Source organism: Oleiphilus sp. HI0067 (assembly GCF_001635735.1).
This window is the reverse complement of sequence record NZ_LWFI01000305.1, coordinates 1-940: the sequence shown is the minus strand read 5'-3', so window position 1 is coordinate 940 and position 940 is coordinate 1. Positions and strand designations below refer to the sequence as shown.

The following is a 940-nucleotide window of genomic DNA, read 5'->3' as shown; positions in this document are numbered from 1 at the left end:
GCCAGAACAATGGAAATCTCTCCCGAATATCTCGCCCTCTTTGAAAGAGAGGGTTGCGCAATACTATGACAATGAGAACTTCCTCCTGACACCAGGTTCTCAGTGGGCTATTGAGTATCTGCCTAAGCTATTCAAGCAACAGCTCGATAAGTCTTTGTCAGTTGCGGTGCCGAGTGAGGGTTATGCTGAACATCGCTATCATTGGCAAAAAGTGGATGCACGACTGTATGAGTATGACGTCTTGGCTTCTAATGAACTAATCGAAGCTGTTGATATTTGTGTTGTGATCAATCCAAATAATCCAAGTGGAGACTTTCTTACCGCAAAAGAAATTATTACGTTAGCCGAGCGAATGACCGCGGCTGGAAAATGGATGATCATTGATGAGGCTTTTGTCGATTTTCATCATGAGTTTTCCGTGTCGAGTTACGTTGGTAAGCCCGGGCTAGAGAACTTAATTGTTCTACGCTCGTTCGGTAAATTTTCAGGTCTTCCTGGCGCGCGTATCGGAGCGGTGGGTGTTTCTACTCAGTTACGCCATGTCGTAAAGAGTGACATCCCATTGTGGGGCATTAGCGGGCCATCTTTAACGCTGTTTGAACGTGTTGTAGCAGATCAGGCATGGTTGCGTTCTGCTTGTGAAGAAGTGACAGTTTGGTCTCGCAAATTAGATGTTGTGTTACGGCGATACTTTAGTGATGTAAACAGCGCAGTAAAGCTATTTTCAATAATCAGAACACCTGACGCACTCATTATATTCGAACGGCTACTGAGTGATGGCGTGTATGTCCGTTTGTTAGATAACGGTTTAGGCCTTCGTGTTTCTGTTCCGAAAAACGAAGCAGAATTAAATTACCTAGAAACTGCGCTCGCGCGCGCCTTTAATAGAGAAGATATTAGTGCTTAAGTTTAGTGTTTCTGTGTTTTTGCTTTTGTTCGT

The 940-nt window shown here is 44.1% G+C and carries 1 protein-coding gene; it reads left to right on the top strand.

Annotation, left to right across the window (positions count from 1 at the left end):
* A partial coding sequence (locus A3739_RS03725; RefSeq protein ID WP_156502325.1) for an aminotransferase class I/II-fold pyridoxal phosphate-dependent enzyme occupies window positions 1-907 on the top strand: 907 nt, incomplete at its 5' end.
* Window positions 908-940: the final 33 nt, after the last annotated feature.